General features: G+C 49.8%; 21 protein-coding genes. 15 read left to right on the forward strand and 6 right to left on the reverse strand.

The genetic code is table 11. The annotated features are described in order from the left end of the window. Positions 1–5 precede the first annotated feature (5 nt). From P2H89_RS25735 to P2H89_RS25745, 3 genes are all read left to right on the forward strand, one after another. Complete coding sequence (locus P2H89_RS25735) at positions 6–2006, forward strand: RagB/SusD family nutrient uptake outer membrane protein (RefSeq protein WP_275832460.1); 2001 nt, start codon at positions 6–8, stop codon at positions 2004–2006. A gap of 12 nt (positions 2007–2018) precedes the next feature. Next, complete coding sequence (locus tag P2H89_RS25740) at positions 2019–2981, forward strand: DUF4973 domain-containing protein (protein ID WP_275832462.1); 963 nt, start codon at positions 2019–2021, stop codon at positions 2979–2981. Between the two features lie 88 nt (positions 2982–3069). Beyond that, complete coding sequence (locus P2H89_RS25745) at positions 3070–3876, forward strand: response regulator (protein ID WP_275832464.1); 807 nt, start codon at positions 3070–3072, stop codon at positions 3874–3876. A 26-nt stretch (positions 3877–3902) separates the two neighbouring features. Here P2H89_RS25745 and P2H89_RS25750 read toward each other — a convergent pair whose 3' ends face one another. Then, entirely contained in the window at positions 3903–4910 is a 1008-nt protein-coding gene (locus P2H89_RS25750) for a bestrophin family ion channel (protein ID WP_275832466.1), read from the reverse strand. A gap of 511 nt (positions 4911–5421) precedes the next feature. Here P2H89_RS25750 and P2H89_RS25755 point away from each other — a divergent pair. Beyond that, the gene (locus P2H89_RS25755) at positions 5422–6399 is read left to right on the forward strand and encodes a hypothetical protein (protein ID WP_275832468.1); all 978 of its coding nucleotides are present in this window, start codon (positions 5422–5424) and stop codon (positions 6397–6399) included. 95 nt (positions 6400–6494) lie between these two features. On the opposite strand, the gene P2H89_RS25760 is transcribed toward P2H89_RS25755, so the two are convergent. Both P2H89_RS25760 and P2H89_RS25765 read right to left on the reverse strand, forming a co-directional pair. Beyond that, positions 6495–7949: an ATP-binding cassette domain-containing protein gene (locus P2H89_RS25760; protein ID WP_275832471.1), complete on the reverse strand. Its 1455-nt coding sequence runs from the start codon at positions 7947–7949 to the stop codon at positions 6495–6497. A 116-nt stretch (positions 7950–8065) separates the two neighbouring features. Continuing rightward, complete coding sequence (locus P2H89_RS25765) at positions 8066–8389, reverse strand: carboxypeptidase-like regulatory domain-containing protein (protein WP_275832473.1); 324 nt, start codon at positions 8387–8389, stop codon at positions 8066–8068. A gap of 371 nt (positions 8390–8760) precedes the next feature. Between P2H89_RS25765 and P2H89_RS25770 the strand changes: the two genes are divergently transcribed. The 8 genes from P2H89_RS25770 to P2H89_RS25805 all read left to right on the forward strand — a co-directional run bounded on the left by P2H89_RS25770 (position 8761) and on the right by P2H89_RS25805 (position 20056). Then, entirely contained in the window at positions 8761–9147 is a 387-nt protein-coding gene (locus P2H89_RS25770; RefSeq protein WP_275832475.1) for a hypothetical protein, read from the forward strand. A 191-nt stretch (positions 9148–9338) separates the two neighbouring features. Next, the gene (locus tag P2H89_RS25775) at positions 9339–11489 is read left to right on the forward strand and encodes a M43 family zinc metalloprotease (protein ID WP_275832478.1); all 2151 of its coding nucleotides are present in this window, start codon (positions 9339–9341) and stop codon (positions 11487–11489) included. A 280-nt stretch (positions 11490–11769) separates the two neighbouring features. After that, on the forward strand, positions 11770–13671 hold the full coding sequence (locus tag P2H89_RS25780; RefSeq protein WP_275832479.1) for a DNA topoisomerase IV subunit B: 1902 nt from the start codon (positions 11770–11772) through the stop codon (positions 13669–13671). A 2-nt stretch (positions 13672–13673) separates the two neighbouring features. Next, positions 13674–14462 carry a class I SAM-dependent methyltransferase gene (locus tag P2H89_RS25785; protein WP_275832481.1) on the forward strand — a complete coding sequence of 263 codons (789 nt, stop codon included), beginning with the start codon at positions 13674–13676 and terminating at the stop codon, positions 14460–14462. 4 nt (positions 14463–14466) lie between these two features. Next, positions 14467–15306, forward strand: coding sequence for a DUF1835 domain-containing protein (locus P2H89_RS25790; RefSeq protein ID WP_275832483.1), 840 nt, complete (start codon positions 14467–14469; stop codon positions 15304–15306). Next, positions 15299–16663, forward strand: coding sequence for a serine hydrolase (locus tag P2H89_RS25795; protein WP_275832487.1), 1365 nt, complete (start codon positions 15299–15301; stop codon positions 16661–16663). Before P2H89_RS25790 ends, P2H89_RS25795 begins: the two co-directional genes overlap by 8 nt. A gap of 41 nt (positions 16664–16704) precedes the next feature. Next, a complete protein-coding gene (locus tag P2H89_RS25800; protein WP_275832489.1) occupies positions 16705–19227 on the forward strand; it encodes a DNA gyrase/topoisomerase IV subunit A in 2523 nt (840 codons plus the stop codon). A 145-nt stretch (positions 19228–19372) separates the two neighbouring features. Next, on the forward strand, positions 19373–20056 hold the full coding sequence (locus P2H89_RS25805) for a hypothetical protein (protein WP_275832492.1): 684 nt from the start codon (positions 19373–19375) through the stop codon (positions 20054–20056). 76 nt (positions 20057–20132) lie between these two features. Here P2H89_RS25805 and P2H89_RS25810 read toward each other — a convergent pair whose 3' ends face one another. The 3 genes from P2H89_RS25810 to accD all read right to left on the reverse strand — a co-directional run bounded on the left by P2H89_RS25810 (position 20133) and on the right by accD (position 22766). Next, the gene (locus P2H89_RS25810) at positions 20133–21131 is read right to left on the reverse strand and encodes a hypothetical protein (RefSeq protein WP_275832493.1); all 999 of its coding nucleotides are present in this window, start codon (positions 21129–21131) and stop codon (positions 20133–20135) included. Between the two features lie 204 nt (positions 21132–21335). Continuing rightward, a complete protein-coding gene (gene smpB / locus P2H89_RS25815; protein WP_275832495.1) occupies positions 21336–21773 on the reverse strand; it encodes an SsrA-binding protein SmpB in 438 nt (145 codons plus the stop codon). A gap of 81 nt (positions 21774–21854) precedes the next feature. After that, positions 21855–22766: an acetyl-CoA carboxylase, carboxyltransferase subunit beta gene (accD, locus tag P2H89_RS25820; protein WP_275832498.1), complete on the reverse strand. Its 912-nt coding sequence runs from the start codon at positions 22764–22766 to the stop codon at positions 21855–21857. A gap of 392 nt (positions 22767–23158) precedes the next feature. On the opposite strand from accD, the gene P2H89_RS25825 reads away from it, so the two are divergent. From P2H89_RS25825 to P2H89_RS25835, 3 genes are all read left to right on the forward strand, one after another. Next, the gene (locus tag P2H89_RS25825; protein WP_275832501.1) at positions 23159–23866 is read left to right on the forward strand and encodes a succinate dehydrogenase cytochrome b subunit; all 708 of its coding nucleotides are present in this window, start codon (positions 23159–23161) and stop codon (positions 23864–23866) included. A 96-nt stretch (positions 23867–23962) separates the two neighbouring features. After that, entirely contained in the window at positions 23963–25936 is a 1974-nt protein-coding gene (locus P2H89_RS25830) for a fumarate reductase/succinate dehydrogenase flavoprotein subunit (RefSeq protein ID WP_275832503.1), read from the forward strand. A gap of 42 nt (positions 25937–25978) precedes the next feature. Further along, on the forward strand, positions 25979–26743 hold the full coding sequence (locus P2H89_RS25835; RefSeq protein WP_275832505.1) for a succinate dehydrogenase/fumarate reductase iron-sulfur subunit: 765 nt from the start codon (positions 25979–25981) through the stop codon (positions 26741–26743). Positions 26744–26767: the final 24 nt, after the last annotated feature.

The following is a 26767-nucleotide window of genomic DNA, read 5'->3' on the forward strand; positions in this document are numbered from 1 at the left end:
CGACAATGAAACGCAGCATATATAGCATCCTGATCATGGCAGTGGCAGCAGGGGCATTCAGCTCCTGCAAGAAGTTCATGAACATGGATCATTACTTCAAAGACAGGATGAATGTGGATACCCTGTTCGTACGAAAGGATTATGCAGAACAATGGCTGGCCGATGTGTACACGCACCTGCGTGGAGAGAACGTTGATGTGGCCAGTAAGGATTATGCACCCTTTAACCTGATCTCCGACGACCTGTTCTTCGGCGACCGGGGCGATGAGTTGGATGGAAGAAGTTACAAGAATTATAAGAACGGAGAATATACCGAGAGCTGGATACAGGGATCCTGGGGCTCTTGTTACCAGGGTATTCGCAAGGCAACCATATTCATTTACAACATCGATCGCAACCGTGATATGACAAAACAGGAGATTGCCGGCCGCAAAGCCGAAGCAAGATTTCTGCGGGCATACTATTACTGGTTGCTGTTGAGGAAATATGGTCCCGTACCCTTGATGCCCGAGCAGGGTATTGATTATACCTTGCCCTACGAAGACCTCGCTGTACCAAGAAGCAACTACGATTCCTGCGTTGAATACATAACACGCGAACTGGCAACAGCTGCCAAAGACCTGTCGCCCGATCGCACCAACCGCGATATCGTGCGCCCCACCCGGGGAGCCGCATTGGCAGCGCGGGCAAAAGTATACCTGTATGCAGCGAGCCCCGAGTTCAATGGCAATACCGAAATGGCCGACCTGGTAGACAATGAAGGAAAGGCATTGATACCGCAAACCTACAATGAAGAAAAATGGGCGAAAGCAGCAGCGGCCGCCAAAGATGTAATAGAACTGGGGCTCTACCGCCTGTTCACAGTCCCCTTTAATGCGAACGATCAGGGAACGGCGCAACCTAAAACAATTGTTCCGCCCTACGATGCCAGGTACTCCGATGCCTCATTTCCCAATGGCTGGAAAGACATCGATCCGTTCGAGTCATACCGCCAGTTGTTCAACGGTGCGATCACTGCCTCGGGAAATCCTGAACTTATATTTTCACGAGTTAATGAGGTGAGCAATGTTGGTCCCGAAGCCATGGCAAAACACCAGACCCCTTATTCCATGGGTGGCTGGAATGCGCACGGCATCTCCCAAAAACAATGCGATGCCTACTACATGAATGATGGTACCAGCATCGCTACCAATCCACGCGTAGGAGGCTTTACTGCCAATGCGGTGGATAATAAACCATTGCCGGCCGGAGTATCTTTGCAGTATGCCAACCGCGAGCCCCGCTTTTATGCATCGGTAGCTTATAATGGTAGTATCTGGTATCGGCTTAGCGCGCTCGATGCCAATTTGAGAAGCAAGCAGATATATTATTACCGCGGCGAACCAGATGGAAAACAACCGGCATCTCCACAGTTTCATGTTCGCACAGGATTGGGCGTTAAGAAATTCGTCAACCCGATCGACTCACACGACGGGAAAATATTGGGCTCCTTCGTAGTGCCCAAATACGAACCCGCCATCCGTTATGCAGAAATCCTGTTGATCTATGCAGAAGCACTCAACGAATTGGGCGGCACCTACAACATACCCGATTATACCGGTAAAACCACGCACGCCGTTTCCAGGAATATCACCGAGATGAGCAAGGCCATCAGCCAGGTACGCATCCGCGCCGGCTTGCCCGATTTTGATGGCGGCACCTATGGCGTCAAAGACCAGTTCAGGAAAGCACTTAAAAGAGAAAGGCAGATCGAGCTGCTGGGCGAAAATCATCGTTACTACGACCTGCGCCGTTGGAAAGACGCACCCGTCGAAGAGGCTACACCGGTAATGGGTTGCAATATGGATATGACCTCGGCACAGCGCGACCTGTTCCATACACCGGTCGTGATACCTTCCCTGCCCACCATCTTCATCAAGAAAATGTACCTGTGGCCCATATCGCACGACGAATTGAGAAGAAACAAAAAACTGACCCAAAACCCCGGTTGGACAACACCCTTCTAAAAAAGCATCAACATGAAAAAGATCCATTTATACATATTATCGAGTTTGCTGTTGGGCCTTTCCTGTAAAAAAGAGTGGACACAGGAACTGTATGTGCAGGAAGTATCCATGGTCAAAAGCGGTGTAGTGACTGTTTATGCGAAATACCAAAGAGCCGGCGGAGGAGTCACCGTGAAGGTGCCCGTAGTAGTCAGCGGGTCCAATGACAATAGAAATAATATCGATGTTACGATCGAGATAGATAAAGATACCTTGCAAAACCTGAACTTCGATCGTTTCCGTTTGCGGCAGGATCTCTATTTTCAACAACTCGACGCAGCCAATTATACCTTCAGGTCGATGACGACCACGATACCATCGGGCTCATTACAGGGGTATTACGACCTCGATCTCAAACTGGAAGGCCTCGACCTCATCAACAAATACATCCTGCCGGTAAAGATCGCTTCTACATCCAATAACAATGTGTCCAAAAGGAAATGGTTCAGTAAGTCGCTCATGCAGATCATACCGTTCAATGATTATTCCGGCAGGTATTCCAACGCCGGACTGATCTGGAACCGTGATGTACCGCAAAACAATCAAACAGCGCTGAGCACGCCTTACCGCAACGCCTGGGTGGTCAACGAGAATACGGTATTCTTTTTTGCCGGCAACATCGACGAAGAAGCATTCGACAGGAAGAAATACAAGATCGTAGCCGCCTTGAATGCCGACAGTACCGTTACGCTTACGGCGCCCGATGACGTGATCAGGTTCTCGCAACAGAAAGGCACCTACACCATCAGTAAACGGAAGGATGAGGTACAGCCCTACCTCGAGAAAACCTATATCACCATGAATCTGGAGTACTGGTACAGCGACATCACCAACCCGGCATTCCCGATCAACTATCGGTTCGTCGGCCCCTTGACGCTCGAAAAAGTAAGGAACACACAGATCCCCGATGAAGACCAGCAGGTACGCATTGAATAATGATGCAAGGGGGAGACATTTGGAAAACTGCCGTTAATTGCGTAATTAGCTATACGATTGCTTTGACCAAACAACCAAACGCTGCGGTATGAATGAAATGGCTCCCCTGCTTCAAACAGCCAAGCCTGTCGTCTTGCTCGTAGACGACAGTGAAGATATACTTGATTACCTGGCCCACGATTTTAGGCGGAAATACCAGACTTACACAGCCCGGGATGGCAATGCCGCCATCGCTACCATGCAACGGGAAGAAATACAATTGGTGGTCAGCGATGTGATGATGCCTAAAATGGATGGCTTCGAATTGTGCGAGAAGATCAAATCTAGCCCCGGCTTAAGTCATATCCCCGTCATATTGCTCACCGCTAAAAATACTTATCAGTCAAAGATACAGGGGCTCAAACTGGGCGCCGATGCCTATATCGAAAAGCCTTTTTCGCTCGATCATCTTCACGTGCAGATGGACAACCTGCTGGAGAACCGTATGAAGCTGAAAGAATCATTTGCAAAATCTCCCCTCGCGCACATCAATAGTCCGGGTTATTCGAAAGAAGAAGAGTTGTTCTGGAAGCAGCTGACTGCAACCATATTGGAAAACCTGCAGGATGCAGCATTGGATGTGGAAAAGATAGCGCTCCTGATGCACATGAGCAAAGCGACCCTCTACCGGAAAATGAAAACGACATCGGGCATGTCGCCCAGCGATGTGATCAACCTTACCAGGCTCAGAAAATCGGCCGAACTCATGACAGCCGGCAACTTTCGCATCAATGAGGTGGCCAAGGAGGTCGGATATACTTACCCGGCGCAGTTTCGCCGCAATTTTCAAAAGCAATTCAGGATGACACCCGCCGAATACATCGAAAAGGTGAGGTCCGCCACCAGGATCAGGTAGGCATAACTAGTATTATGCGTTCCCGCTTACAGCAGAATATTATTGATCGGCGCCACGGCAGCCGGTAAATTCGGATCGTCCAGCATTTCTTTGAGATCGGTCTCGATCATTTTACTGATCTGTGTAATGGGCACATCATTGGGACTTCCTTCGAAAGGGTTGATGGAGCTGTCGCCTACCGCGTCGAGTGTCACAAAAGCCCAGCCTACCACCGTAGCAAACGGAATGAGGAAGTAAATGGTATAGCCCGCCAGGAAAGTGCCATCGCCCAAATGGTTGAATTCTTTCAGCAAACCAAAAGGAAGTAAGATCACAAACAGGTAAAGCAGGTAAGTAGTGATCGAAGAGAAGTTGCGCGGGTAAGGAAAGTTCTTGATCCGTTCTGCTTTGCCCTGCTGCTCGTAAAAGCTATCGATGCTTTTTTGTAATTGCATTTGTTGAAGATCGTTCAGGAAACCATCGCGGTGTAATTCGTTGATGGTCTCCGATTGCAAGGCCAGGGATTGACTGGCCCTGTTCTTCTTGCTCAAAAGATACGCAAGCTCATCGGGCGATAAAAAAGATTGAACAGCACTTTCCAGCGGCTCTTCACGTTCAGGGATCTTATAAGCCTTCGACATATATTCCTCATAACGCAATTCATCCATCGTTTCCCATTTGCGGGGTTCACGCAATTGATACCGGAGAAAAGTAAGCCAGGCAAAATGCCGGTCGAATAATAACCTGGAGTGAACGCTCGATTTGCCACCCAGGAAATCGCGGGCTTTCACAGCAAAGCTCCGGCTGTCGTTGATGATGGCGCCATAGATCTGCCGGGCTTCCCAAAGCCTGTTATAACTGGCGTTGTTCTTAAACCCTACAATAAAAGCAACAGCGGTACCCAGCATCGCAACCGGAAGCCACGAAATGGCGATGAACGTAAATCCGAAGCAAAATAGAATGGTAGGGACAAGCGTCAGGAAAAAACACAGGTAAATGTCGCGACGACTCCATACGATGAACTCTCTGAGTGGGTAACGTTTGCCGGTATGCATACAGGTGCCGGAATGAACGGTTAAGAAAAGCCTTACTACGGCAATAAAGATACAGGATTACAGGTAGCCCTACTCAGCGGCCGCGCCGATGTCATGAAAAGTCATGACATAACCTGACATCGGCTGTAGTATTTATGCCTTCACTTGGAACAGGGCTGCAACCAAAGTAATTTTGAGACGCGCTTAGAGAGACTCTTGTTTGGATCGTGGAGAGAACACCAGTCTGAAAGAACATAAGCGAGGCTGTTAAATGTCGAAGGCACCGGCTCCGAGGCGCTCCCGTACCCGATCCGTACCGCTCCCGTACCGGTCCCGTACAAATAGCACAACTTTGAAAACATAGGCATTTACACCAAAAATGTCTGGAAGAGAATTGTCCTCCGGGATCAGGTAAACATCTCCCGATAAGCTTTTTTCGCAAGCTATTGTTCCCTGCTGGCGAAATCGCGGCTAAGGCCCCTGGTAGTCGAAATTTTCGCCTATCTTTTGGGGAGCATAATGAACATTGTTTATGAGAAAAATAGCCTTATTTCCTTTCGGATTGCTTGTATTGATGATCGTGTTGGCATTTGCCGGTGTCGGCAACAGCCCCTGGCACGCAACACCACCGGCACCGCGCCAGTTCAAATGGGCGGGCGCCTGGCAGCCCACCCGCAAAAGCGCCGCCGATGGCATCACCCAACTCGATACCAAGATCGGCACCTTCATCACCCTGCCCGATAAAAAAGCACTGGCCAATGTGATCTTCAACGTGCAGCATAAATTTCCCGGAGCAACACCCTGGGCCACCTGGGCCGTTGGCGATCTCTCGCAGGCAACACCTGCCTATACCAACCTGCCCCATGCAACGCATGAAGAATGGCTATCCTACATGGACCGCCTCGGCGTAAAAATATACCTGGAGATATTTCCATTCAAGCCCAATGCGAAGAAAGGGCTCGCCGCATCAAACATCAGCACCATGATCAATACCTGGCTCACCAGGTTCAAACACCATGCTTGTGTAGCAGGCCTGGGAATAGAACTCGAATACTGGGGAAAGGCCAGCGATTCTGCCGCCGCAGCATGGGATGCGCAGATAAAGGCACACAACCCCGCCTACAGGTTGATGCTGCGTCACTACGATCCGGGTCATATGCCGCCAAATTACCGGGGCAAAGGCGACCTTATATTCGTGGACGATGCCTCCGAAGGCACTATGGAAGAATTGAACAAAGGATTTGCCGCCTGGGCCAATCGCTTTGCACCCACTGCCTGCGCGTTTCAATTGGGATATCCCGCCGATGAAGACGGCATGAACGGAAGTAATGAATTGGGTTGGTGGAAACTGAAAGACCCTATCCGCGAGTGGGGACAGTCAATACTCACCCAGGTAAAAGATGCAAACCAGGAGTTGGGATTCATCTGGGTCACTGCCCTCTCGGGAAAAACCTATCATCAGCAATGGGATCTTACGAAAGGAGCAAAGCTGCCCTTGCCGAACAAGTAAGTTTGCTGTACCAACCAAAGTCGGGATTGCGTCGACAACTCGTTGCCTCAGTTGCCTTGTTGCCTGGATGCCTTTCCAAGCCTTGCTGCCTTTCCCTAGCCCGTAATCGTCGCCCGCCCCTTATCCAACGTCAGGAACTTGTCCACGCACGAGGGGATCTCCTCCCGGTAATGGCTCACATAAACAAGCGTAGTAGGGGAGTGCGCACAAATGGCATCCACCAGGTTGCGGAAAAGCTGTGTATGCGCAGCATCGAGCCCCTGACAGGGTTCATCCAGGATCAGCAAAGCCGGATGCTTGATCAGCGCCCGCGCCAGCAGCGTAAGCCTTTGCTCGCCCGCTGAGAGCCTGCTAAGTCCATGGTGGGCTTTTTTCTCCAGGCCCATCAGGCTTATCCATCGGTGAACGAGTTCATCCTGTTCAGGAGTTAACTGGCGGAACAAGCCGATCGTATCGAACAACCCCGAAGCAATTGCGTGGTAGCAGGCAGCAGTATAATCGAAATAGAGGTGCATCTCGGGCGAAACATACCCTGTTTTGCGTTTGATGTCCCAGATACTCTCGCCGCTTCCCCGGCGCCTATCGAAGAGATAGATCTCATTGGCATAAGCCTGGGGATTATCGCCCGTGATCAAACTCAGTAACGTTGATTTGCCGGCGCCATTAGCCCCCGAAACACACCAGCGATCACCGCGTTGAACGGCCCAGTGCACGTCTTGCAGAATATGCTTCCCTTCGTATTGGATCGACACATTCTTCATACGGATGGCCGTGGTAAAATCGGTGTCCTGCATATCACCCATGGCACGGAAGGCCTCCTCTATAGGCAAGGATAAACTAACTGCTTTCGGCGCTACATAATCAGCAACGGCAACAGCGCCGGTTAAAACACCCTTCTCCAGCGTCGCTACATGCGTAATACAGGGCGACAATTGTTCGGGCGTAGTGATCAGCAGCAGGTGGATGCCCGTTTGGCTGATCGTGCCGAGGATATCGTGCAGGATGGCGCGGCCGTTAACATCGAGCCCCACAAACGGATTGTCGAGAACGAGCAACTGTGGGTGTTGCAGCAGGGCAATCGTTAGTTGCAGTCTTTTGTTTTCACCGTTCGACAATTGGATCACCGGTTCCTGCAGCAGCTCGCCAATCTGTAACTGAGCGATCCATCGGTCAGCAGCTTGCTGATTGTCGGGCGTAATATAGTCTGCCAGTAATTGACCAACCGTAGCGGTTTGCTCGGCGTCGAAAGAGTTGAATCGTTGCTGGTAATAGAAATCGCTCCGGTTCGTCAGGTCTTTGAAACGGTGCTGCTGTTCAACAATGATGATCTGGTGGTGATAAGTTTCAGGTGTGCCAAAGGAAGCGTTGATGTGACCGCTGTAAAAATGACGGCCAGCCAACGTGTGCGCCAGCACGGTTTTACCACTGCCCGATTCGCCGGTAATGGCCCAGTGCTGTCCGGGAAGGATGGTAAGATTGATATTGTCCAAAACCTGCTGCGCACCAAGTTTCACGGATACCCCGTCGAGTTGCAAAAAATGATCTGCCATAATGAGCCTTGCTTAAGGCCGGCAAAGATAAGGCATAAAAAAGCACACCATGGATGCAGGTGTCAACCTGCCCATGGTATGCACAGAGTAAGGATCAATAACTATGTACAAATAGACTATTGTTCCAGTTTGATTTCGCCGATATCAGTAGGCTGTCCGTCTACTACTGTAACACCATCCTTCGCCGCATTCTTGTAAGGCGGCTTGGCCTCGATGATCACGCGATAAGTACCTGCTTTCGCTCCGGTAATTTCAAACGCACCCTTATCGATATTAGCTTTTAGTGTGTCCGTGCCGGAAAGAGCCCATGCACGTACCGCACCATCAGCTGGTGATACAGTACCTTTAACAGAACCAGTTTGAACAGCCGTGAAGGCGAATAATCCTGCGGTGGCTGCAACGATGCTTAATCCCACCAGTCTTGACTTGATGCTTTTCATACAATGTACAATTATAGGTTAATAAAAATGGTTACTAAATAGACATCCTTACGGTTAGCTGGAGTAGCGGGGTTATGATAGTGTAGACAAGGACTATGCCATAAACTTTTTCAAATCACAAAAAATAAATTAACAACTCTTTGCACGCACAACATCAATCTGCGGTGTTTCATGGCACGATTGTTATAAACGCACGATTTCCCTCGATGTAAAGTGATGCGCAAAAAAATCTACACCTCATTACTGATAATTAATGTCCGTTGATCGCCAATTCAACATAACACAGGCTTAAATATGCCGTCATGTTGCGGTAATATAGCAGGTGCACCTTTGCCGTGAAATAAATAACCATGAAAACAAAACAGTATTGTATGAAAATTTTATCCTTGATCGTTGTTGCCACATTCTTATGCTGTACCAATGTGTCGGCTAGGTGTCTGCGCGATACTGCCGTAAACAATGCGCAACCAAGTCTGGAAGTGGTGTACCTCGGCGCCGAAGGCGATGACCTGTTGTTTACCGTGAAGTCCGACAATGTATCCGCAAAAACGATATTTGCCATCCGCAACGAAGCGGGGGATGATATATACCGCACCTGGCAATCAGATGCCAATGCCATCCGCCGTATCCGCATACCGCGGTCAACCGTACGTACCCTCCATTTTATCCTGGGTAGCCGCAAACAGCAATGCATCAAAACATTTACCATTAATACCAGTATCGTGGAAACCGTCCAGGTGAAGGAAAAAGAGCGTTAGTCGCTTCACCGATTGATTTAGTCACCTCATCGTTAATAATACGGTGAGGTTTTTTTATTTCATTAACTTGCTAGGATAACTGGTACCCTCAAAATGCAGGTTGGCAGATAAAATACCCACATTCCTCTATTTTAGCCCCCGGCAACCAACAGTTTTGATCCGGTATTCGTAGTAATCTTAAACACTATAGCATGTTGGCCGCCAACCGAATTGTACTGCTCTGCATAATAATGATCCTGCCCGGCCTTGCCACAAAGGCCCAGCAAAGAATAAAATCCTCCCGTTGTGCCACTGTTCCCCTGCTGGAAATGAACCTCGAAAAGAACCCAGAACTGAGGAAAACCTACGAGCGCGAAGCCCTGCGGGTAAAAGAGACGGCTACCCTGCGTGCCCTTGAATCTACTCTGCGCGAACAGGCCGATACCCTTTACGTACCCGTGGTTTTTCATATTGTCCTGCAGAATCCCAACCAGGTTACGGACGCACAGATCAAAGCACAACTGGACACCCTCAACGTCGATTTTGCCGGCCTCAATGCGGACTCCAGCAAGATACCTTCCTACTTCAAATCACGTTTCGGAAAAGCGAAGATCCAGTTCAGGATCGCCCGGCGTACCCCCAATGATGAACCCTCCAACGGCATCAACCGGTATGTAACCACCAAAAGCAGCTATAATTACACCGATAATTCATTGAAATATAAAGCCCAGGGCGGCGCCGACGCCTGGGATCCTTCCAGGTACCTCAATGTCTGGCTCACCAACCTGAGCAACAGCATCCTGGGCTATGCTACCTTTCCCGGCAGCAGCGCAGCAGCCGAACAAGGGGTGGTGATCCAGTTCAGCACCGTTCCCGGAGGCAATTTGTCGCCCTACAATAAAGGCCGCACCCTCGTGCACGAAGCAGGCCATTACTTCTTCCTCTACCATATCTGGGGTGATGATGCTACCGGATCCTGCACCGGAACCGATGAAATAGCCGATACGCCCAACCAGGCCGATGAAAGCGGCGGATGCCCCACCGGCGTGCGCACCGACAACTGCTCGCCCGTATCGCCCGGCATCATGTACCAGAACTATATGGACTATACCAACGATGCCTGCATGGTCATGTTTACCCAAATGCAGGCAGAAAGAATGGAGTCCACCCTCACCGGCATCCGGGCTTCCCTGCTTGCTTCCAACGGAGCCGATCCGGTCATACTCGTCACAATCAATGCGTCGCTGCGCAGCATCAACAATCCTATAGCCCGTGTTTGTACCCCCGGCTTTAGCCCATCCATCACCTTGCGCAACCTGGGGTCGCAGGTACTTACTTCGGCAGGTATCTATGCCAGTATAGATGGGGCCGCTCCGGTGCGCACTGCCTGGACGGGCAACCTCGCCAGTCAGGCCGCTATTAACGTAACACTCAATAGCCTCACCGCTACCACCGGTAAGCATACTTTAAAGATCTATGTGGCCGAACCCAATGGCACAACCGATGGAGAAATGAGTAATGATACCCTCACCACTACTTTTGAATACTATCCGCCGATAGAGCCGCCCGTGGTAGAAGGGTTCGAAGGAACTACCTTCCCGCCTGTGGGATGGGATATCGTTAATCCCGACAACTACATCACCTGGGAGCGTACCACCGTGGCTGCCAAAACCGGCAACGCATCCGTCGTGATCCGCAACCTCGATTACGCACAGAACGGTCCCCAGGATTATTTGCGTCTCCCACTCGTAAACATCAATTCGGCCGACTCTGCCTTCCTCAGCTTTCAGGTGGCGGCTGCCGTATTCAGCGATCTCTCTACCACTAACAATGTGTGGGATACCCTGCAGGTACTGGTGAGCACGGATTGCGGTAACAGCTATACCAGCCTCTATAAAAAGTGGGGTAGTAACCTCGTCACCCGCAAAACACCGGTCACCACCTCCTTTTTACCCACGGATTCCGAATGGCGTAAGGACTCCGTCGACCTCACCGGCTATATCGGCAAAGGCCCCATCATGGTAGCCTTCCTCAATAGCTCCGAAAATGAGAACAATATTTACCTTGACGATATCAACTTAAGTAAGTTGACCATCAACCCCAACCTGAAGGCCAAGGGCATTCTGATAACGCCCAACCCCACCAGCGGAGCCCTGAGCGTACAGTTCTACCCAAACCCCACCAACCTGAAATCGATAAGCATTTATGATATGTCCGGCAAAAAGATGGCTGAAAGAACCATGAACAACAGCGGCAATACCCGCTACGACTTCGACCTGAGCTACTTTGCCAGCGGTCTGTATACGGTCCGTATCATCTACACCGATAAGACAGTGGTGCAGAAAGTGATGAAAGTCCGCTAAATGGTTACCTGCGCAAAATAAACGACCCGGTTACCTGCAAGGGGCAGCAGCCGGGTTTTTTCGTGGCCTTTTATACCGGCCAGAGCCTGCGTAACTCCAAAATGCCTTTACAAGTATCTCATGATCAATCATTTTTTTCCACAAAGGGTTAATATTTCCGGCAAACAGCTTTTTACGCGCTTTTGCTATATTTGCCCGTCCCTGAAATAAGGGGACAGGGAATTGTCTACCCCAAAATGACGGGTAGAAGGATTGTAAAATCCCTGATAACCAATATAATATGGCAAAAGAAAAAGATAGCAACCTGTTTGATTACACCGAAGATTCGATCCGTAGTCTTGACTGGCGCGAGCATATTCGCCTCCGTCCCGGTATGTATATCGGGAAACTGGGAGACGGCAGTAGCCCCGATGACGGCATCTACGTATTAATAAAAGAAGTGATCGATAACTGTATCGACGAGCATACCATGGGTTACGGCAAGCACGTCGAGATCACCATAGAGGGTAAAACAGTCACCATTCGCGACTACGGCCGTGGAATTCCCCTCGGTAAAGTGGTCGATGTGGTGAGCAAGATCAATACCGGCGCCAAATACGATAGCAAGGCATTCCAGAAAAGCGTTGGCTTGAACGGGGTAGGTACCAAGGCCGTAAACGCCTTGAGCAACTACTTTAAGGTAACCGCTTACCGCGAGGGCAAGGAAAAAACAGCCGAATTCGAAAGAGGCGTGCTCACAAAAGAGCACAAGGAAACGAAGTCCACCGAAGAGAACGGCACCATGGTCTCTTTCATCCCGGATGAAACCGTGTTCAAGAACTTTCACTATATACACGAATACCTCGACGGTCAGTTGTGGAACTACTGTTACCTCAATGCCGGCCTCGTCATCAACTTCAACGGGAAGAAATACGTGAGCAAGAATGGTCTGCTCGATCTCTTGCAGCGGAAGACCAATGAAGATGAACTGCGCTATCCCGTTATCCACCTCAAGGGCGAGGATATCGAATGCGCCATCACCCACGAAAACCAATACGGCGAAGAATATTATTCATTCGTGAACGGTCAGTACACCACCCAGGGAGGTACGCACCTTGCGGCATTCCGGGAAGGATATGTAAAGACCATCCGCGAGTTCTTTAAGAAGGATTACGATGCGGCCGATATTCGGGGCTCAATCTGTGCAGCCGTCTCCGTACGGGTACAGGAGCCCGTATTTGAAAGCCAAACGAAAACCAAACTGGGGTCACAGGTGGTGTTCGATGGAGGTCCCACCATGCGGAACTTCATTGGCGATTTCCTGTCCAAGGAACTCGACAACTACCTGCACCGTAACCCCACCACCGCCGAAGCATTGAAGAAGCGTATCGAGCAAAGTGAGCGGGAGCGTAAAGAGCTGGCAGGCATCAAGAAACTCGCCAACGAGCGTGCCAAGAAAGCCAACCTGCACAACCGCAAGTTGCGCGACTGCCGTTTCCACCTCAATGATGAAGCTACCGGCAAGGATAAGGACAAGATCGTAGAACGTCAGAAGGAGAGCACCATCTTCATCACCGAAGGTGACTCAGCGAGTGGATCCATCACCAAGGCCCGCAGTGTGGAATCGCAGGCAGTATTCAGCTTGCGCGGAAAGCCGCTCAACTGTTTTGGCCTCACTAAAAAAGTAGTGTATGAGAACGAAGAGTTCAACCTGCTGCAGCACGCACTCAATATAGAAGAAGGTTACGAAGGATTGCGGTACAACAACATTGTAGTCGCTACCGATGCCGATGTGGATGGCATGCACATCCGTCTGCTGCTCATGACATTCTTCCTGCAGTTCTTCCCCGACCTGGTGAAGAATGGTCACGTGTACATCCTGGAAACACCTTTGTTCCGGGTACGCAACAAACAACAAACGATCTACTGCTACGACGAAGGCGAAAAGCAGGCAGCCGTTAAAAAGCTGGGCGCAAAACCCGAGATCACCCGCTTTAAAGGGTTGGGCGAAATATCTCCTGATGAGTTTGCCCGCTTCATTGGCGACGATATGCGCAAGCAGCCCGTGATCATCGAACAGGGCGAACATATCCAGCAGCTGTTGGAATATTATATGGGTAAGAATACCCAGGAGCGCCAGGAATTCATCATCGATAACCTGAAGGTGGAACTCGATCTCGTAGAGGAGGAGAAGGAAAGCTAACCATGTTTGAGTTTCATGCCGACCGGAAACGATATTTCGACATACAGCGCGACAATGCCGTACGCTATGTGATACCGTTCATTGAACAATCGTTCTCCATCAAACCTGGCCAAAGGGTCATGGAGATAGGTTGTGGCGAAGCAGGCGTATTGCTGGCATTCCTCGAAAGAGGCTGCACCGGGGTAGGCGTGGAGCTCGATAGTTCCCGCCTGGTCAACGCGGCAGTGTGGACGAAGGAATACCTCGAAGCGGGAAAAGTAAGTTACATAGACAAGGACATATACAAAGTCGACGTAGAGAAGGAACTGGGCGGTAAATTCGATATCATCATCCTCAAGGATGTGATCGAGCATATACCCGATCAGGCCAGGTTGATCGCCGAAATGAAAAGGCTCCTCAACCCAACTGGGGTCATATTCTTTGGGTTTCCACCCTGGCAAATGCCATTTGGTGGCCACCAGCAGATCTGTAAGGGAAAATGGCTCAGTAAACTGCCCTGGTATCACCTGCTGCCAAAAGGCCTGTACCGGTACATCCTTACCCGCAACGGAGAGAATGTAGAAGAGATGATGGAGATCAGGGATACGCGCATCACGATAGAGCGGTTCGAGCGCATCGTGAAACAAACAGGGTATAAGATCAGCGAGCATACCCACTTTCTCATCAACCCCATCTACGAATATAAATTCGGATGGAAGGCGAAGAAACAGTTCGGCATCGTAAGGCATATACCCTGGCTGCGTAATTTTGTAACGACCTGTGTATACTATCTAATAACACCAGAACAGTAATAGTATGATCCATATAGTATTTAATGAAGCTGATGTTGATGTATTGAAGAAGGCCATCGAACTCGATGAAACCTTACAGGGTGAAGTGCTGCTCGTTAGAGACGATTATGCAGTAGGCCCGCTGGCAGGCATCTATACCACCGAAGGCATCGAAGCCCGTAAGCAATGGTGGCGCGATGTGCTGGCCGGAGGCGATTATGCCGCAAAGGTCGATGAAGGCCTGGTAGACGATAATAAACTCGTGGCGGAACTCAAAGAACGCCTGCAAAACGAAACAGCCGAGATCGTATGGATCTGGGCAGCGCAAAATAAACATGATGTAAGTGGCTACTACTGGCTTATGAGCCAACTGAAGGATTTCCAGGGAAGGCTCTTTATCCTGTACCTCAACAACCTGCCCTTCATCAATGAAAAAGGACTGATCTTTTACCCCGAGTGGCTGCACGTAATTCCACCTAAAGAGTTTTTGAAAGCCAAAAAGCTGGCCAGGCCCATAACACTCAGTGAATTTGAAGTGGATCCCGACGAATGGACCAAGCTGCAGAATGAAGAAGGCAAAGGTGTACGCTTACTGGAGGGCGGTAAAAAGCTCAGTCAGCAGGGATACGATTTTTATGACGCCGACCTGAGAAAATACATCACCGGCGACTGGCAGAAGGGGTCGAAGATCATTCACCAGTTCCTGAACAAGAATAAGCAAACTACAGGTGATGCCTATATACTCTGGCGCCTCAAGACCATGCTGTCAACCGGCGAATTCGATGTACAGGGCGAAGTAAAGAACATGAAGGAATTTGAAGTAAAGAACAAGGTAGCACAGGGAGCCGAAACCACCAATGCATAGATATAACATGAAGAACAGAGGCTGGCTTATATTACTCGTGCTGTTGCAGTTTGCCTGCGGCCAGCACGTAAAAGCTCAAACCGATGCCGACCGCATCAATGAGTTGGTAACGGCTTATGTCCGTCAGTATAAGTTCAATGGCACCTTGCTTGTCATCAACAAAGGCCAGGTGGTCATCAGCAAAGGATACGGATTGAAGAGCGCCAAAGACAGCACCTGGAACGATGTGAACACCATTTACCAGATGGGGTCGGTCACCAAGCAGTTCACGGCAGCCCTTATTCTTCAACTGGAAGAGCAAAAGAAGCTGTCGGTAAAGGACAAGCTGAGTAAATACTTTCCGGAATATCCCTGGGCCGATTCAGTCACGATCGAAAACCTGCTTACACATACTTCCGGGATCTTCAACTATACCAATGATGGTAAGTTCATGGCGTCGGAAGCCGTAAAGCCCGCCACCCCCGGAAAGATCAACGCCCTTTTCAAAGACAAGCCGCTGGAATTTAAACCCGGCACAAAGTATAAATACAGCAACTCCGGTTATATGCTGCTGGGCTACATCGTTGAAAAAGTATCCGGAAAGCCCTACGAGCAGGTGATGCACGAACGCATATTGCAGCCACTCGGCATGGCGCACAGCGGCTTCGATTTTGCCCACCTCAACGATCCCAATAAAGCCACTGGATACACAACGTATAAAGAACAATTAAAGGTACCCGCTGCAATCGTCGACTCATCGGTAGCTTATGCTGCAGGTTCCTTGTACTCCACGGTCAACGATATGTGGGCCTGGCACAAAGGACTCATGAAGAGCGCGACCATCAAAGCAGCCACCCTCGAAAAAGCATATAAGCCCTTCCTCGACAACTATGGTTATGGATGGGAGATAGACTCGGTGTATGGCAAAAGAATGCTGCAGCATGGCGGTGGTATCTTTGGGTTCAACACCCTTTTCTCGAGAATACCCGCCGATGATTGCTGTATCGTATTGCTGTGCAATATGAATACAGGCTCGCTCGAAAAGATCAGCCGGGCCATACTGGCCATCCTCAACAACCGGGCCTACGATGTACCGTTGGAAAAGATCACAGTACCCGTCGATGCGGCAATACTGCAGCAATACGCGGGCGAGTATGAACTGGCGCCCGGATTTATCCTCACGATCTCGGTGAAGAACAATGCACTGAAAGTGAGGGCCACCGGCCAGCCGGAATTCGACATGTATGCCGAGTCGGAGAAGAAATTCTTCCTGAAAGTAGTAGATGCCACAGCCGAATTTGTGCGTGGAGCGGATGGAACAGTAACAGGATTGATCTGGGAACAAAGCGGCAGAAAAGAAGCAAAGAAAATAAAGTAACAGACGGGAACCTCATCAGGCAGCCCCACTAAAATAGATCTATGGCAAAATCAAAAATAAACGAACAGGCCTTTAATCTCGACAGCGGGCTCACCGGCCAGTATAAACACTGGTTCCTGGATTACGCGTCCTACGTAATCCTCGAAAGAGCGGTACCCGCCGTGGAAGACGGGTTGAAGCCCGTACAACGGCGTATACTGCACGCCATGAAAGAAATGGACGATGGTCGTTACAACAAGGTAGCCAACATCATCGGTCAGGCCATGCAATACCACCCGCATGGAGATGCCAGTATTGGGGATGCCCTGGTAAACATGGGACAAAAAGACCTGATGATCGATACCCAGGGAAACTGGGGCGATGTGCGTACCGGCGATGATGCGGCAGCCGCCCGTTATATAGAGGCACGCCTCAGCAAGTTTGCACTGGATGTAGCATTTAATGCCAAGACGACCGATTGGGCACTCAGTTACGACGGCCGTAAAAACGAGCCCGTAACACTTCCCATGAAATTCCCCCTGCTCCTCGCACAAGGAGCAGAAGGGATCGCAGTAGGCCTGGCCACCAAAATATTACCCCACAACTTTATTGAGCTGATAGACGCAGCGATCAAATACCTGCGGGGAAAGAAGTTTGAATTACTGCCCGATTTCCTTACAGGAGGCATGGTCGACGCATCCAACTACAACGAAGGAAAACGCGGCGGTAAAGTGCGCGTGCGCGCCCATATCGAAGAGCTGGATAAAAAGACCCTCCTCATCAAGGACGTACCCTATGGGGTTACAACGGCCCAGTTGATGGACTCCATCGTAAAGGCCAATGACCAGGGTAAGATCAAGATCAAAAAAGTAACCGACAATACAGCCGCAGAAGTAGAGATACAGGTCGATCTGGCGCCGGGCATATCACCCGACATCACCATCGACGCCCTGTATGCCTTTACCGATTGCGAAGTAAGTATATCGCCCAACGCCTGCGTGATCGTCGATAAGAAACCCCAGTTCCTCGGTGTGCACGAATTGCTGCGCCTGTCGGTCGACAGAACCAAGGACCTGCTGCGTCGTGAACTCGAGATCAAGCTGGCAGAGCTGCAGGAAAAATGGCACTACACCTCGCTTGAAAAGATCTTCTTCGAAGAAAAGATCTATAAGGAGCTCGAGAAAAGGCACGAAACCTGGGATAAGGTATTGCAGGCCATCGCCAAGGCCTTCGAACCATTCCGCAAGCAGTTGCGTCGCGATATTACCCGCGAAGACATCGTAAAGCTTACCGAAAAGCCCGTACGCCGTATCTATAAACTGGATATCGACGAACTGAACGATCAGATCAAGGGCCTCGAGAAAGAGATCAAACAGGTAAAGCACGACCTCAACAACCTGGTCGATTTCGCAGTAGCTTATTATGAGAACCTCCTCAGCAAATACGGCAAGGGCCGCGAGCGCAAAACGGAAATAAAACTGTTCGAAGCCATCCAGGCCAAGCAGGTGGCCATCGCCAATATCAAGTTGTACGTGAACCGCGCGGATGGATTCGTAGGTTCAGGCTTGAAGAAAGACGAGTTTGTAGCCGACGTATCTAACCTCGACGATATCATCGTATTCACCAAGAGCGGAAAGATGAAGATCGTGAAGGTGGCCGACAAAACATTCATAGGAAAGGATATCATCCATGTCGATGTATTCCAGAAGAACGATGAGCGCACCACCTACAACATGATCTATGTGGATAGCAAGTCAAACATCGTATTCGCCAAACGCTTCAATGTAACTGGCATTACCCGCGATAAGGAATACGATCTTACCAAGGGCGGAGAAAAGAGCAAAGTGCTTTATTTCTCAGCCAACCTGAACGGAGAAGCAGAAATCGTACGGGTGGTCCTCAATCCCAACGCCACGGCACGCAACAAAGAGTTCGATTTCGCCTTTGAGGAACTCGAGATCAAGAACCGTAGCAGCATGGGCAACCAGGTCACCAAGTACGCTGTCAAGAACGTTAAGTTCAAGGAGGCGGGGCGTTCTACACTCGGAGGCCGCAAATTGTGGTTTGATGACCAGTTTGGTCGTCTCTCTACAGAAGCCAAGGGTGAATACCTCGGCAGCTTCCAAACCGAAGACAGGCTGCTTGTGATGTTCCAGGACGGCACCTACCAGATCGCCGATCAGGAATTAACCAGGAAATACGACCCCGAACAAGTGGTGGAGATCGAGAAGTTCAATCCGGATAAGATCGTAACGGCTATTTATCTCGACAACGATAAGCAGCAGTTCAACATCAAACGCTTCAAGATCGAAACGACCACGCTCAACAATAGGTTTACCTTCATCAAGGAAGGAGAAGGCAATTACCTCGAAGCAGTAACTACCCATCCTGAGCCTATTGTGATCATCAAATCGGGCCGCGGCACACAGGCACGCACCCAGAAGGTCAAGATCAATGGATTCGTAGAGGTCATGGGCTGGAAAGCGGTCGGTAACAAACTCGCCGATTTCACCAAGAGCACCGAATTCGAATGGACCATGAAGGAGATCAAGGAGTCGGAATCAGACCAGCCTGAACTCTTCTAACGGTACCTATTATACAATTGAACCATATTTAAGGGCTATCCATACAGGTTGGATAGCCCTTTCAGTTGGTAGGCGGCAATATTGAGTAAGGGTAAACGTTATTTCCTGTAATTTCGATGCCTACATACCTCAATCACTAAATCGCATGAAAAAAGTTTTACTTGGATTAATAGTCCTCACGGCGCTTGCCACCAGTTGTAAGAAGGAAAAAAGTACAGAACCCAACCTGCCGGGTAGTGGTGCCGACGGCGGCGGCAATTTCCAGCCAAAGAGCAAAAACAGTTATTGGAAGTATAAGACAACAGGGTCGCTGAATTATGAAGCTACCAATACATCAACGGGGCAGGCGCGTACTGTCAATGGTATTACAGGTATAGTCTATACGAGTACCAGTACCGCTCAGGCTGGAACAACCGAAGGGGTGTTTGGTATCAAAGACCACAACTATTACATGATCCAAAAGGGCGATTTGCCCAATAGTGGCGCAACGTTTGATCTTTCTTTCCTATATCTCAACGATACAGCTTCGATAGGTTATGCCTGGAGGCACGATGCTGGTCAGGCGAATGGTATCCAGGCTATCTTCGAAGGCCGCATCGTCGAAAAGGGTATTACCGTCACCGTGGAGGGGAAAACCTTTAAGGATGTCATTCATAGCGAAGTGGAACTGCTGTACAACATGCCCGGATTTGGGGAGGTCTCATTTACCATCTACGATTTCTATGTAGCAAAGAATGTGGGCATCGTTCAGATCATTACAACAGGCGATCCTCTATTGATGCAGGGACTAAAAACATCCACCAATCTTATCGACTATCACATAAAATAACGGGTAGTCCGGGCAATCTTAATAACGACAAAGGCCGCTTCCCCGAAGCGGCCTTTGCTATAATGGATAGGCATTGTCATTTCTTCTTCTTCCGTAACCGCACCGTAGCGTTTTGCGAAAGGCTGCTGGAGAGATACATCTCGTACCGGTGCAGGCCATCGGTCACCACCATCAGCGCCGTATTGGGCGGATATTTGCCCAGGTTGTCGGCAAACATGCCGATCTCGCTCACGGGGTGCCTATCGCTCAGCGCAACATACACCGTGATGGCGCGTGAGCTAAGTTCCTGTTTCATCAGGATGGGGGTCTTGTTCAGCAGCACACTGATCGTATCGTGGTCGATATCGCCGTTATCGTAAAAGCTGATGCGGATCGAATCACCTTCGATTTCCAGCTCCTGCAGCATGATGTTCTGCCGGCTGTCGAACTTCTTCACCAGCTTCGCACTATCCGTTTGTTTGAAGTCGATCGGCTTCAACGCAATAGAGTCGGCCACCAGCACGGCGGTAGAAGCTACCGGCACCGGTTTTGAATCGCCCCCGGCAGCCGCCACTGGTGCGTTGGAAACGATGACGTCTTCCTGCTGTGGCTGCCAGAACTTACGGCCCGGGCTTATACTGGCCAGCTGGCCCAGGTCGGCATCTATGTCGAGCGTAAAGCTGGTACGCAGTTCAGGACAGGTGTATTTGTATTTCGGTTCGGTAATAAAAGAGCCGCTTAACGTGCTTTTGGCCTGGCTCACCATCAATTTGCCGTGGAAGTTCATCGGGCATTCAATACCATTCCTCGTGGAGGCGCTATAATGGAACATCGAGAGGTTGGGGATATACACTTCGCGCGTATTCTTGTCATAAGTACCGCGCACAAAGAAGCTCTGGTAGCTATCTTTAAAATAATAACCGAAAATGCCCTCTACCTCATCTCCCTTTTGCTTCAGGATAAACTCTGTCAGGTAATTGTTCTGAGTACCCTGGTTAACAACATCCGCCCGGCCAAACCAGGCGCCGGTTAAAGTTTGCGCGCCCGCATATTGGGCAGCGAACAGCGGGAAGAGGAGGAGTGCTTTTTTCAACATACGTGAATTTAAGGAGAAAAAATCAAGCCAAAACCATAAGCGGACGATTAGCAATGTTATACGGCAGTCATCAATGAACAGTTGCACATGGGCAGATCAGTTGTTGGCAGGCGCCGCGGCCGCTCCTGGCATTGGTTTATCGGTTGCCTTTAAGGCGTTGGGGAGAGGATAGGGGAATGGTATAAAGGGAACAGCCTGCCAGCTTTATTTCATAAATCTTTTCAGCTCACGGGCATTGTCTCGTTGCTTGATGGTCTCGCGCTTGTCATACAATTTCTTGCCTTTGCCCAGCCCGATCTCCATTTTCGCCAAACCGCCCTCATTGAAAAAGATCCTTAAAGGAATGATCGTATAGCCTTTTTCCTTCATCTTAGCCTCGATCTTCCGTAATTCTTTTTTCTGCAACAGCAGCTTTCTTTCCCGTACAGGGTTGTGGTTGTTACCGATGCCGTGCGAATACTCGGCAATGTGCAGGCTCTTCACCCACAATTCACCTCTATGGAAAAAGCAATAGCTGTCGTTGAAGCTGGCTCGGCCGCCACGAAGCGATTTAACCTCCGTGCCCAGCAATACAAGGCCTGCATCGTATTTGTCTTCGATGAAATACTCGTGGTAGGCAGCCTTGTTGCGTATATCAGCCATGTAAATACAAACGTTCTAAAACTATATTGCAAAGCCAGCACCCGTATGCCCGAATGCTGGCTTTACAGAATATTACAGTTCTTAATTCTTAAATAAGGAAAGTACCGTAGCCAGCTTTTCTTTCAGCTCCTTCCGGGGTACGATGAAATCGAGGAAGCCGTGCTCCAGCAAAAATTCGCTGCGCTGGAATCCTTCTGGCAGGTCCTTCTTGATTGTTTCCTTGATAACCCGCGGACCCGCAAAGCCGATCAGCGCACCCGGCTCGGCAATGTTGAGGTCACCCAGCATACCGAAAGAAGCGGAGATACCACCAAAGGATGGGTCGGTCAACAAAGAAATATAAGGAATACCTGCGTCGGTCAATTGAGACAACTTACCCGATACCTTGGCCAGCTGCATCAGCGAGAAAGCACTTTCCATCATCCGCGCACCGCCCGATTTACAAATGATCATCAGCGGAATGCGTTTTTCCAGGCACAGCGTGGCGGCCCGCGCAATACGCTCACCCATCACACTTCCCAACGATCCACCGATGAACTCGAAGTCCATACAGGCAATCACCAGGTCATTCGACTTGACAGTACCCTTGGCAACCCGTACAGAATCGGTAATATCGGTTTTGGCCCAGGTTTCCTGCAGGCGTTTCTCGTATGATTTAAGATCGGTAAAATGCAGGAAGTCCTTACTGCGGATGTTCTCGTACAGGATCTCGTATTGATCGTCATCAAAGATGATATCGAAATACTCCGAACTGCCAATACGGTGATGATAGGCACATTTTGGACACACAAACATATTCTCCCGGAGCTCCGTTACGGTACATATATAACCGCATTCCGGACACTTGCTCCAGAGACCCTCAGGAGTTTCTTTTTTTTCGGCGGTACTGGTGAGAATCCCCTTCTTGATCCTTTTGAACCAACTGGTTTTCGTCTCTTCACTCTGTCCCTCTTCCCCTGCCAGATTGGCCTCAAAATCCTCTTCTTGCTTCATTAGGTCGATTTTAAGGGGGCTAAGATATGAATTTTACAATAAGTGGAAGAAGTACAATGAAAAGTGAAGGAAGAATTGCACAATTAGGGCGCACGCGAACAACCTGCCTCAGGTGTCATAATTACAGTGCAGAAATGCAGATTCATTGAATATGAAAACAGAACCTCCCGGTATAACGAAATGTTGCCACGAATTGTATATAAAGCAGGAAATTTTTTACCGAAATATGATATTTCACCTTGCTGCGTTATTTTTGCGTCGAAATCAGTAGAATAGATCAATGTGCCTCAAGATGGATCCTCTTTTAATCATCCTGAGACTTTCGCCCAGACAAATCAATATTTACGGATGGAACGGCTGTTCCTCCTGGCAAAAAAGGAAATACATAAACGATGAAATGGTCTGCCCTCTTTACGTCCTCCATTGGTAAGAAACTGGTAATGAGCTTAACGGGTCTTTTTCTCATCTCTTTTTTAGTTGTGCATGTTGGTATCAATGCCTGCATCTTTTACGACCTGTTTAACACCCAGGACGATGGTCAAATGTTTAACATTGCAGCCCACTTCATGGGTTCCAACTGGGTGCCCCGCTTTTTGGAAGTAGGTTTATTTGCCGGCTTCCTGCTGCACATCGTGCAGGGATTTATGGTGGAATTTCAAAACCGCAGCCGCCGTGGGGTAGGGTATGCAAAGCAAATGGGCAACAAGGGCAGCAAATGGTATAGTCGTTCGATGGGCCTGCTCGGCACATTGCTCCTCCTGTTTTTGATTATGCACATATCACAGTTCTGGGTGCCTTCCCGCATCACTGGTTTGCCCGAAGCTTCTTACAATCCCGAGCACCACGACATGTTCATCAAAATGGTGGAAACGTTCACCGATAACCCACTTATGGTGATCCTGTATCTCCTGGGCGTTATCTCCCTCTATTATCACCTGATACACGGGTTCCAAAGTGCTTTCAGAACACTTGGTGTTTACAATAAACGTTACCTGATCATGATCAGGAGCATCGGGATCGGATTTTCAGTCCTCGTATGCCTGTTATTTGCCCTGATGCCTGTCAGCATCTATTTCGGATGGATAGGTTACTCAAACTAATGGCATCAAACACCACAACAATAGCGACAGCGCCGATGTTGTAGTACACCCGGCGCAACACACATAACTACAAACAAAAAACCATAAACTGGTTATATGTTGAACTCAAGAATTCCAGCAGGTCCTTTAGAAAACAAGTGGACAGATTATAAAGGCCATTGCAAGCTGGTAAACCCGGCGAATAAGCGTCATATCGAGATCATTATTATCGGAACAGGGTTGGCTGGAGCTTCTGCAGCGGCGGCACTGGGCGAACTGGGGTATAAGGTAAAGACCTTCTGCTTCCAGGATTCTCCCCGCAGGGCGCACTCCATAGCCGCTCAGGGTGGTATTAATGCCGCCAAGAACTATCAGAACGATGGTGACTCCGTGTTCCGGTTGTTTTACGATACGGTAAAAGGTGGCGACTACCGTGCCCGCGAAGGCAACGTACACCGCCTCGCCGAAGTGAGTGCCAACATCATCGACCAGTGCGTGGCGCAGGGTGTACCCTTTGCCCGTGAATATGGTGGCCTGCTCAGCAACCGTTCATTCGGTGGCACACAGGTACAAAGAACATTTTATGCGGCCGGCCAAACCGGTCAGCAGTTATTGATAGGTGCCTACCAGGCCCTCGAGCGCCAGATAGCGCTGGGTAACGTAATACAATATTCCCGCCACGAAATGCTGGATATTGTAAAGATCGACGGAAAGGCCCGCGGCATCATTGCCCGTAACCTGGTTACCGGCGAGCTCGAGCGTCACTTCGGTCACGCCGTATTACTTTGCACCGGTGGTTATGGCAACGTATTCTACCTCTCTACCAATGCGATGGGTAGCAACGTAACCGCGGCCTGGAAAGCACACGTAAAAGGAGCCTACTTCGGCAACCCCTGCTACACGCAGATCCACCCCACCTGCATCCCCGTTAGCGGCGATCACCAGTCGAAGCTCACCCTCATGTCCGAGAGCTTACGGAACGACGGTCGCATCTGGGTGCCTAAAAAACAAGGCGATGCCCGCAAAGCCAGCGAGATCCCCGAAGAAGAAAGAGACTATTACCTCGAAAGAAGATATCCCGCCTTCGGTAACCTGGTACCCCGCGACGTGGCATCCCGGGCAGCCAAGGAACGTTGCGATGCCGGTTTTGGCGTAGGTACTTCCAAACAGGCGGTGTACCTCGACTATGCCGATGCCATCCAACGTTATGGAAAGATCGAATGCCGCAAACTCGGCATCAACAATCCCGATGCAGAAACCATCCGCAAACAGGGGGTGGCAGTAGTAAAGGCGAAATACGGTAACCTCTTCGATATGTACGAAAAGATCACCGGCGAAAACCCTTACGAAGTGCCGATGCGCATATACCCCGCGGTACACTATACCATGGGCGGTCTTTGGGTCGATTATGAGCTGATGACAACCGTGCCTGGTCTCTATTGCCTCGGTGAAGCCAACTTCAGCGATCACGGAGCCAACCGCCTCGGCGCCTCTGCACTGATGCAGGGCCTGGCAGATGGATACTTCGTAATTCCTTACACCATTGGTAACTACCTGGCCGATGATATCCGCACCAAGCCCATCCCAACCACCGATCCTGCCTTCGAAGCAGCGGAGAAAGAAGTAAGGGCCCGCATCGAAAGATTGATGGGAATCAAAGGAAAACAAACCGTTGAAAGCTTCCACAAGCGCCTCGGAAAGATCATGTGGGATAAATGCGGCATGGCCCGTAACGAAAAAGGCCTGCAGGAAGCGATCGTTGAGATACAACAACTAAAGAAAGAATTCTGGAGCGATGTACGTATACCTGGTGGCGTATTGGAAATGAACCCCGAGCTGGACAAAGCCAACCGCGTAGCCGACTTTATCGAACTGGGTGAACTCATGTGTAAGGATGCCCTCAACCGCAGGGAAAGCTGTGGTGGTCACTTCCGTGAAGAGTCACAAACCGAAGAAGGCGAAGCCATGCGCGACGACAACAACTTCCAGTATGTAGCCGCCTGGGAATTCAAAAGCGACAGCAGCTGGGAACTCCACAAGGAAACACTGGAATTTGAAGTGGTAAAACCTTCCCAACGTTCTTACAAATAACAGAAACAAAAGACAATCATACCCGGCATTTAATAATATACTATGGAGCATTACAATATGAATCTGACCCTCAAGGTCTGGAGACAAAAGAATAAAGATGACAGGGGACAATTTGAAACCTACCAGGTAAAGAATATCTCTTCGGAAATGTCTTTCCTCGAAATGTTCGACGTATTGAATGAAGAACTGATCCGCGACGGAAAAGACCCCATCACTTTTGACCATGATTGCCGGGAAGGTATCTGCGGAGCCTGCTCCATGTACATCGACGGCCGCCCCCACGGCCCCTGGCAAGCCAACACAACCTGCCAGCTCCACATGCGGGCATACAAAGACGGCGATACCATCGTCGTAGAACCTTGGAGAGCACAGGCTTTCCCGGTTATCAAAGACCTCATGGTAGACCGTACAGCGTTCGACCGTATCATCCAGGCCGGCGGTTATATCTCCATAAATACCGGTAACCCCGTTGATGCTAATGCTATACCTATCGAAAAGGATAAGGCTGATCTCGCGTTCGCCAATGCCGCCTGTATCGGTTGCGGAGCCTGCGTAGCTTCCTGCAAGAACAGCTCGGCCATGCTCTTCGTTTCAGCGAAAGTGAGCCACCTCGCGTTGCTGCCCCAGGGTGATCCCGAGCGCAAGGATCGTGCACTGAATATGATCGCTCAGATGGACAAAGAAGGCTTTGGCGGATGTACCAATACCGGTGCCTGCGAAGCAGTTTGCCCCAAAGAGATCTCCATCAGCAACATCGCCCGTCTCAACAGCGAATACCTGAGAGCCGGATTTACAGTCGACAAATAGATCGTCCAATACAGTTCGTTAAAC

Origin of the sequence: Paraflavitalea sp. CAU 1676, from assembly GCF_029223285.1 — a bacterium.
In the GTDB taxonomy this organism is placed as follows: Bacteria; Bacteroidota; Bacteroidia; order Chitinophagales; family Chitinophagaceae; genus Paraflavitalea.

Coding starts and splice junctions, on each gene's coding strand:
- P2H89_RS25735 (WP_275832460.1), top strand. CDS start 6: ATGAAACGCAGCATATATAGCATCCTGATCATGGCAGTGGCAGCAGGG.
- P2H89_RS25740 (WP_275832462.1), top strand. CDS start 2,019: ATGAAAAAGATCCATTTATACATATTATCGAGTTTGCTGTTGGGCCTT.
- P2H89_RS25745 (WP_275832464.1), top strand. CDS start 3,070: ATGAATGAAATGGCTCCCCTGCTTCAAACAGCCAAGCCTGTCGTCTTG.
- P2H89_RS25750 (WP_275832466.1), bottom strand. CDS start 4,910: ATGCATACCGGCAAACGTTACCCACTCAGAGAGTTCATCGTATGGAGT.
- P2H89_RS25755 (WP_275832468.1), top strand. CDS start 5,422: ATGAGAAAAATAGCCTTATTTCCTTTCGGATTGCTTGTATTGATGATC.
- P2H89_RS25760 (WP_275832471.1), bottom strand. CDS start 7,949: ATGGCAGATCATTTTTTGCAACTCGACGGGGTATCCGTGAAACTTGGT.
- P2H89_RS25765 (WP_275832473.1), bottom strand. CDS start 8,389: ATGAAAAGCATCAAGTCAAGACTGGTGGGATTAAGCATCGTTGCAGCC.
- P2H89_RS25770 (WP_275832475.1), top strand. CDS start 8,761: ATGAAAATTTTATCCTTGATCGTTGTTGCCACATTCTTATGCTGTACC.
- P2H89_RS25775 (WP_275832478.1), top strand. CDS start 9,339: ATGTTGGCCGCCAACCGAATTGTACTGCTCTGCATAATAATGATCCTG.
- P2H89_RS25780 (WP_275832479.1), top strand. CDS start 11,770: ATGGCAAAAGAAAAAGATAGCAACCTGTTTGATTACACCGAAGATTCG.
- P2H89_RS25785 (WP_275832481.1), top strand. CDS start 13,674: ATGTTTGAGTTTCATGCCGACCGGAAACGATATTTCGACATACAGCGC.
- P2H89_RS25790 (WP_275832483.1), top strand. CDS start 14,467: ATGATCCATATAGTATTTAATGAAGCTGATGTTGATGTATTGAAGAAG.
- P2H89_RS25795 (WP_275832487.1), top strand. CDS start 15,299: ATGCATAGATATAACATGAAGAACAGAGGCTGGCTTATATTACTCGTG.
- P2H89_RS25800 (WP_275832489.1), top strand. CDS start 16,705: ATGGCAAAATCAAAAATAAACGAACAGGCCTTTAATCTCGACAGCGGG.
- P2H89_RS25805 (WP_275832492.1), top strand. CDS start 19,373: ATGAAAAAAGTTTTACTTGGATTAATAGTCCTCACGGCGCTTGCCACC.
- P2H89_RS25810 (WP_275832493.1), bottom strand. CDS start 21,131: ATGTTGAAAAAAGCACTCCTCCTCTTCCCGCTGTTCGCTGCCCAATAT.
- smpB (WP_275832495.1), bottom strand. CDS start 21,773: ATGGCTGATATACGCAACAAGGCTGCCTACCACGAGTATTTCATCGAA.
- accD (WP_275832498.1), bottom strand. CDS start 22,766: ATGAAGCAAGAAGAGGATTTTGAGGCCAATCTGGCAGGGGAAGAGGGA.
- P2H89_RS25825 (WP_275832501.1), top strand. CDS start 23,159: ATGAAATGGTCTGCCCTCTTTACGTCCTCCATTGGTAAGAAACTGGTA.
- P2H89_RS25830 (WP_275832503.1), top strand. CDS start 23,963: ATGTTGAACTCAAGAATTCCAGCAGGTCCTTTAGAAAACAAGTGGACA.
- P2H89_RS25835 (WP_275832505.1), top strand. CDS start 25,979: ATGGAGCATTACAATATGAATCTGACCCTCAAGGTCTGGAGACAAAAG.